3 protein-coding genes and 3 pseudogenes are annotated in these 7,623 nt (G+C 65.9%); all 6 read right to left on the bottom strand.

The features are described from left to right. Window positions 1-27 precede the first annotated feature (27 nt). Window positions 28-2,893, bottom strand: a pseudogene (gene gcvP / locus G3436_RS07215) (aminomethyl-transferring glycine dehydrogenase). A gap of 83 nt (window positions 2,894-2,976) precedes the next feature. Next, a complete protein-coding gene (gene gcvH, locus G3436_RS07210; protein WP_163942954.1) occupies window positions 2,977-3,360 on the bottom strand; it encodes a glycine cleavage system protein GcvH in 384 nt (127 codons plus the stop codon). 45 nt (window positions 3,361-3,405) lie between these two features. Further along, window positions 3,406-4,488 (bottom strand): glycine cleavage system aminomethyltransferase GcvT, encoded by a 1,083-nt coding sequence (gcvT, locus tag G3436_RS07205; RefSeq protein ID WP_163942952.1) that lies wholly within the window; start codon window positions 4,486-4,488, stop codon window positions 3,406-3,408. A gap of 119 nt (window positions 4,489-4,607) precedes the next feature. Continuing rightward, a pseudogene (locus G3436_RS07200) lies at window positions 4,608-6,229 on the bottom strand (ABC transporter permease). Window positions 6,230-6,366: 137 nt separating this feature from the next. Further along, window positions 6,367-7,368 (bottom strand): extracellular solute-binding protein, encoded by a 1,002-nt coding sequence (locus tag G3436_RS07195; protein WP_163942950.1) that lies wholly within the window; start codon window positions 7,366-7,368, stop codon window positions 6,367-6,369. 103 nt (window positions 7,369-7,471) lie between these two features. Next, a pseudogene (locus G3436_RS07190) lies at window positions 7,472-7,623 on the bottom strand (2-octaprenyl-3-methyl-6-methoxy-1,4-benzoquinol hydroxylase); the annotation flags it as partial.

The following is a 7,623-nucleotide window of genomic DNA, read 5'->3' as shown; positions in this document are numbered from 1 at the left end:
GGCTTGCCAGCGAAGAGGCGCTGGGCCTCAGCGATAATCCTCCACCGGCACACACGCGCAGAACAGGTTGCGGTCCCCGTACACGTTGTCCACCCGGTTAACCGCCGGCCAGTACTTGTGCAATCGCGCATGCTCACTGGGCGCTACAGCCTGCTCGATCGAGTAAGGCCGTTCCCACACCCCTAGCACGTCCGCCAGGGTATGCGGCGCGCGCTTGAGCGGGTTGTCCTCGGCCGGCCAGTTGCCGTTCTGCACTTCGCCGATCTCGGCGCGAATCTTCAGCATGGCCTCCACGAAGCGGTCCAGCTCGGCCTTGGGCTCGCTCTCGGTCGGCTCCACCATCACGTCCCCGGGACCGGGAAGACAGGTCGGGGCATGGAAGCCATAGTCCATCAGGCGCTTGGCCACGTCCTCTTCGGTGATCCCGGTCAGCGCCTTCAACGGTCGCACGTCCAGGATGCACTCGTGCGCCACGCGCCCGTTGCGCCCGCGGTACAGCACCGGGAAGGCAGCGCCCAACTGCTGCGCCAGGTAATTGGCCGAAAGGATCGCCACCTCGCTGGCATCAGCCAGTTGCGGCCCCATCATCGCGATGTACATCCAGCTGATCGGCAGAATGCTCGCACTGCCCCAGGGCGCCGCGCTGACCGCGGTGTTCTGCGGGTCGGGGCCGGGCACCGGGACCACCGGATGGCTGGCCACGAACGGCGCCAGGTGCGCACGCACGCCAATCGGCCCCATGCCAGGGCCACCGCCACCATGGGGAATGCAGAAGGTCTTGTGCAGGTTCATGTGCGACACGTCGGCACCGATGTCGGCCGGGCGCGCCAGCCCCACCTGCGCATTGAGGTTGGCGCCGTCCATGTACACCTGGCCGCCGTGGCGGTGGATAACCTCGCAGATCTCGCTGATGCCCTCTTCGTACACGCCATGGGTCGAAGGGTACGTCGCCATCAGGCAGGCCAGCCGCTCGCCCGCCGCCTGCGCCTTGGCCTTGAGGTCGGCGAGGTCGACGTTACCGGCCGCATCGCAGTCGACGATCACTACCTGCATACCGGCCATCTGCGCCGAAGCCGGGTTGGTGCCATGCGCCGAGGCCGGGATCAGGCAGATATCACGCTGGCCCTGCTGACGGCTGCGGTGATACTTGCCGATCGCCAGCAAGCCCGCGTATTCGCCCTGGGCCCCCGAGTTGGGCTGCATGCAGATGGCATCGAAGCCGGTGATCGCGCACAGCCAGCGCTCCAGCTCGTCGAGCATGGCCTTGTAGCCCTGCGCCTGGGCACGCGGTGCAAACGGGTGCACATTGGCAAAACCCGGCCAGGTGATGGGGATCATCTCGCTGCTGGCATTGAGTTTCATGGTGCACGAGCCCAGCGGGATCATCGACTGGTTGAGCGCCAGGTCCTTGTTCTCCAGCTGCTTGAGGTAGCGCAGCATCTCGGTTTCGCTGTGGTGCAGGTTGAACACCGGATGGGTGAGCAGCGGGGACTGGCGCAGCAACGCCCCGGGCAACCCGTCTGGCAGGTCCTGGCCATCCAGGTGTGCCACGTCCAGGCCGTGGTCGGCGCCGAGGAAGATGTCGAACAGGCGCAGCAGCGTGGTCTCGTCACAGGTTTCGTCCAGGCTCACGCCCAACTGGCCGCGGCCCAGAATGCGCAGGTTGACCTGCGCCGCCTCGGCGCTCTGGATGATCGCGGTCTGGCTGCCGCCGACGTCCAGGGTCAGGGTGTCGAAATAGTGCGTGTTGCGCCGCACAAGCCCTTTGGCCTGCAACCCGGCGGCAAGGATCGTGGTGAGCCGATGCACCCGCTGGGCGATGCGCCTGAGGCCTTCAGGGCCGTGGTAGACCGCATAGAAGCCGGCGATGTTGGCCAGCAGCACCTGTGCGGTGCAGATGTTGGAATTGGCCTTCTCGCGGCGGATGTGCTGCTCGCGGGTTTGCAGGGCCATGCGCAACGCCAGGTTGCCCCGCGCATCCTTCGACACGCCGATGATGCGCCCCGGCATGGCCCGCTTGAAATCGTCGCGGCAGGCAAAGTACGCCGCATGCGGGCCGCCATAGCCCATCGGCACACCAAAGCGCTGGGTCGAGCCCAGCACCACGTCGGCGCCCTGTTCGCCGGGCGGTGTCAGCAGCACCAGGCTGAGCAGGTCGGCCGCCACGCAGGCCACAGCCTGGCGGGCATGCAGTTGTTCGATCGCCGGGCGCAGGTCGCGCACCTCGCCGTGGGTGTCGGGGTATTGCAGCAAGGCACCGAACACCGTGTACTGGGCCAGGTTATCCACAGCGTCGATGATCAATTCGAAGCCAAAGCCTTCGGCACGGGTCTGCAACACCGAGAGGGTTTGCGGGTGGCAATGCTCGTCGGCGAAGAACGCATTGCTGCGCGACTTGGCCACGCGCCGGGCCAGGGTCATGGCTTCGGCCGCAGCAGTCGCCTCATCCAGCAACGAAGCGTTGGCCAGGTCCAGCCCGGTGAGGTCGATGACCATCTGCTGATAGTTGAGCAGCGCTTCCAGCCGACCTTGGGCAATCTCCGGCTGGTAAGGCGTATAGGCGGTGTACCAGCCCGGGTTCTCCAGCACGTTGCGCAGGATCACCGTGGGCGTCAGCGTGCCGTGATAGCCCATGCCGATCAGGCTGGTCCACACCTGGTTCTGCTCGGCATAGCCGCGCAGCCTGGCCAGGGCAGCCTGTTCATCCAGGGCCGGCGGCAGGTCGAGGGGGGCGGTTGAGGCGGATGCCTGGCGGCACGGTCTGCTCGATCAGCTCGCGGCGGCTGGCCAGGCCCAGGGCCTGCAGCATCGCCTGCTGCTCGCTGGCATCGGGGCCGAGGTGGCGACGCAGGAACGGATCGTGCAGTTGGCTCAGGGACGGCAACTGGGACATAGCGGCTCTCTCTTCCAAGACCAAGCCTCGAGGGGGCGAGGCTTATTGAGTCTAGGAAGGGATTGCCGTTCGTGCGGGAAAAACTACTCGCCGATGGCGGCGGTGTAGCCGGCAGCGTCCAGCAGCTTGTCCAGCTCAGCCGGGTTGGAAGGCTTGAGCTTGAAGATCCAGCTGGCGTACGGGTCGCTGTTCAGCGCCTCGGGGCTGTCGCTCAGGGCTTCGTTGACCGCGATCACTTCGCCACTGACCGGGGCATAGATGTCCGAAGCGGCCTTGACCGACTCCACCACGCCGGCCGCATCGCCCGCAGCAAACACCTTGCCCACTTCAGCCAGCTCGACGAACACCACGTCGCCCAGGGCTTCCTGGGCGTGGTCGCTGATACCGACGGTGATGCTGCCGTCAGCTTCCAGCCTGGCCCACTCGTGGCTTTCGGCAAAACGCAGGTCGGCGGGAACATTGCTCATAATTGTTTTCCTCAACAGGTCAGCGGTCGGCCCGCCAGAATGAATTCAGATCAGGATCTTGCCATGGCGCACAAAGGTTGGCTTGACCACACGCACCGGGTACCACTTGCCGCGGATTTCCACCTCGGCGCGGTCGGCGGTAGCCACTGGCACCCGCGCCAGGGCGATGGCCTTGCTCAACGTAGGAGAGAAACTACCACTGGTGATCTCCCCTTCGCCAATTTGTGCGATACGCACCACTTGGTGAGCGCGCAGCACACCGCGTTCTTCGAGCACCAGGCCGACCAGTTTGAGCTGCACGCCAGCGGCTTGCTCCGCCTCCAGCGCCTGGCGCCCGACGAAGTCACGCTCGGCCGGTTCCCAGGCGATGTTGCGCGCCAGGTTCGAGGTCAGCGGCGAATGCGCTTCGTCGATGTCCTGGCCGTACAGGTTCATGCCCGCTTCCAGGCGCAAGGTATCGCGCGCGCCGAGGCCGCTGGGGGCGATACCGGCGCCGACCAGGTCATTGAAGAACGCCGGGGCCTGCGCCGCCGGCAGGGTGATTTCCAGGCCATCTTCGCCGGTGTAGCCGGTACGTGCGATAAACCACTCGCCCGCGGCCAGCCCTTCGAATGGCTCCAGCTCGCGAATCAGCGCCGCACGCGCGGCGCTGACCAGTTCGGCGACCTTTTCCCGGGCATGCGGGCCTTGCACGGCAAAAATGGCCAGCTCGGGACGCTCCTGCACCTGCACCTCGAAACCGCTGACGCGGGCCCGCAGCCAGGCCAGGTCCTTGTCACGGGTGGCGGCATTGGCCACCAGCCGGTAGCCGCTGTCGGTGCGATACACCAGCAGGTCGTCGATCACCCCGCCCTGTTCGTTGAGCAGGGTGCTGTAGAGCGCCTTGCCGACCTCGGCCAGGCTGGCCACGTCGTTGGCCAGCAACCAGCGCAACCAGGGCGTGGCCTGGGTGCCGCCGATGTCGATCACGGTCATGTGCGATACGTCGAAAACGCCGCAGTCGCGACGCACCTGGTGGTGCTCCTCGACCTGCGAGCCGTAATGCAGGGGCATGTCCCAACCGCCAAAATCGACCATCTTGGCGCCAAGCGCCAGGTGCAGGTCATAAAGAGGCGTACGCTGTCCCATGGGTTTCTCCTTCCGGGCGTGGCGAAGCTACGGCTGGTGGCAGCGTTTCGCGCTACCCGATGCACACCTGCCGCAGCGAATGCGGCGCATTGTAGCCGCAAGGGCGCAGCCTTACACCCTCAGTGACTCTGACCCGGGTGGCGGGCCGAACGTCGAATCAACCCGATGACCGGCAACAGGCCCACCAGCACCAGGGTCAGCGCCGGCAGTGAAGCCCGCGACCACTCGCCTTCGCTGGTCATCTCGAACACCCGCACCGACAGGGTGTCCCAGCCGAACGGCCGCATCAGCAGGGTGGCCGGCATCTCCTTGAGCACGTCGACGAACACCAGCAGCGCGGCGCTTAACGCGCCGGGCACCAGCAACGGGAGATACACCTTGAAAAACAATCGTGGGCCACTCACCCCCAGGCTGCGCGAGGCTTCGGGCAAGGACGGCCGAATGCGCCCCAGGCTGTGTTCCAGCGGGCCGTAGGCCACCGCGATAAAGCGCACCAGGTAGGCCAGCAGCAACGCGGCGAGGCTGCCCATCAGCAGCGGCTTGCCAGCGCCACCGAGCCAGCTCGACAGCGGCACCACCAGCTGGTTGTCGAGGTAACTGAACGCCAGCATGATCGACACCGCCAGCACCGAGCCGGGCAAGGCATAGCCCAGGTTGGCCAGGCTGACCCCGGCCCGGATCGTGGGTGTCTGCGCCTGGCGCCGGGCGAACGCCAGCAACAGCGCCACCGCCACGGTGATCAGGGCGGCCATGCCACCCAGGTACAGGGTGTGCACGATCAGCGCGCCATAGCGTTCGTCGAGGTCGAAGCGCCCGCGCTGCCAGCACCACACCAGCAATTGCAGCAAGGGAATCACGAACGCACAGGCAAACACCAGCAGGCACCAGCCGCTGGCGGCCAGCGCCTTGAACCCGCGCAGGTGGTATAGCGCCTGGCCGCGTGGCCGCTCGTTGGTGCTGCGCACCGCGCCACGCGCGCGCCGCTCGCCGTACAGCACCAGCATCACCGCCAGCAGCAACAGGCTGGCCAGCTGGGCGGCGCTGGAGAGGCTGAAGAAGCCGTACCAGGTCTTGTAGATGGCGGTGGTGAAGGTGTCGAAGTTGAACACCGCAACGGCGCCGAAGTCGGCCAGGGTTTCCATCAATGCCAGTGCCACGCCGGCGCCGATGGCCGGGCGCGCCATGGGCAGGGCCACGCGCCAGAAGGCTTGCAACGGCGACTGGCCGAGCACCCGCGCCGCTTCCATCAGGCCCTTGCCCTGAGCCAGAAAGGCGTTGCGCGCCAGCAGGTAGACATAGGGGTAGAACACCAGCACCAGCACGATGATCACCCCGCCGATGGAGCGCACCCGCGGCAGGCGCATCGGGCCGAACCACTCGCGCAGCAGGGTTTGCACCGGCCCGGAGAAATCCAGCAGGCCGACGAACACGAAGGCCAGCACATAGGCGGGGATGGCGAAGGGCAGCATCAGCGCCCAGTCCAGCCAGCGCGGCCGGGGAACTCGCACAGGCTGGTGAGCCAGGCCAGGCTGACGCCGAGCACGGTCACGCCCACACCCACGCCCAGCACCAGCGTCAGGGTGTTGCCCAGCAGGCGGCTCATCTGGGTGTCGAGCAGGTGCGACCAGATCTGCTGGTCGATGCTCTGCCACGACAGCACCAGCACGCTCAGCGGCAGCAGTACCAGCGCGCAGACGGTGAAGACCAGGGGGTACCAGCGGCGTTGAACGGGGTGGGCCAAGGCGGGAAATCTCTAGCGAATGTGAGATTCGCTGGCAAGCCAGCGCCCACAGGTTATGCGGTGCACACAAAACCCTGTGGGAGCTGGCTTGCCAGCGAAGGGGCCCTGAAGGGCCCCGCAAGGATAAGGCCTTGCGCTCAGTTCCAGCCAGCCCGATCCATCAGGCGGATCGCTTCAGCCTGACGCTTGCCCGCCACTTCCACCGGCAGGCTGTCGGCCTTGAACTCGCCCCACGCCGCCACTTCGGCAGATGGCTTGACCTTGGGGTTGGCCGGGAATTCCTGGTTCACGTCGGCAAAGAGCTTCTGTGCCTCTGGACCCGTCATCCACTCCACCAGCTTGATCGCGGCCTCCTTGTGCGGGGCATGCTGGGTCAGGCCGATGCCCGACAGGTTCACGTGCACACCACGGTCGCCCTGGTTGGGCCAGAACAGCTTGATCGGCAACTGCGGCTGCTCTTTGTGCAGGCGGCCGTAGTAGTAGGTGTTGACGATGCCCACGTCGCACTGCCCGGCCTCGATGGCCTTGAGTACCGCCACGTCATCCGAGAACACATCGGTGGACAGGTTGTTCACCCAGCCCTTGACGATCTGCTCGGTCTTCTCGGCGCCATGGGTCTCGATCAGGGTCGCGGTCAGCGACTGGTTGTAGACCTTTTTGGCGGTACGCAGGCACAGGCGCCCTTCCCATTCCTTGCCGGCCAGCGCCTCATAGGTGCTCAGCTCTGCCGGCTTGACCCGGTCGGTGGAGTACGCGATGGTCCGCGCACGCAGGCTCAGGCCGGTCCAGTCATGGGACGAAGCGCGGTATTGCGCAGGGATGTTGGCATCGATCACCGCCGACTTGATCGGCTGCAGGATGCCCATCTGCTCGGCCTGCCAGAGGTTGCCGGCGTCCACAGTCAGCAACAGGTCGGCGGTGGCGTTGCTGCCCTCGGCCTTGATGCGCTGCATCAGCGGCGCTTCCTTGTCGGTGATGAACTTGACCTTGACCCCGGTCTCCTTGGTGTAGGCATCGAACACCGGCTTGATCAGCTCGTCGATGCGCGAGGAATACACCACCACCTCGTCTGCCGCCTGGGCGGTACCGCCCAGTACAGTGAGTGCCAGGGCGGCCAGTAAGTGCTTGCGTGGCAACATGGTAGCGGTCCTCGGAATTCAAGAGAGGCGCAAATGGTAGTGAATGCCATTTACCTTCTCAACCGAACTCCCAAGGGAGGAGTTACCAGATGTTGCGGTGCCCTCAGGCGCGCGCCAGTTCCGGCAGGTCGCCACTCAGGCCCAGCGCCTGGCGCACGAACAGCGCCTTGGCCTCAGGCATCTGCTCGACCCATTTCAGGCCACTGTTGCGCAACCAGCGCAGCGGCAGCGGGTCGGCCTGGAACAGGCGCTCAA

This window comes from Pseudomonas brassicae, from assembly GCF_010671725.1.
Classification (GTDB): Bacteria; Pseudomonadota; Gammaproteobacteria; order Pseudomonadales; family Pseudomonadaceae; genus Aquipseudomonas; species Aquipseudomonas brassicae.
Note: the sequence above shows the minus strand (reverse complement) of the source record. Positions and strands in the feature narration are given on the sequence as shown.

Bases quoted from the DNA above. Each gene is read 5' to 3' on its own strand.
- G3436_RS07195 (WP_163942950.1), bottom strand. From the start codon at position 7,368: ATGTTGCCACGCAAGCACTTACTGGCCGCCCTGGCACTCACTGTACTG.
- gcvH (WP_163942954.1), bottom strand. From the start codon at position 3,360: ATGAGCAATGTTCCCGCCGACCTGCGTTTTGCCGAAAGCCACGAGTGG.
- gcvT (WP_163942952.1), bottom strand. From the start codon at position 4,488: ATGGGACAGCGTACGCCTCTTTATGACCTGCACCTGGCGCTTGGCGCC.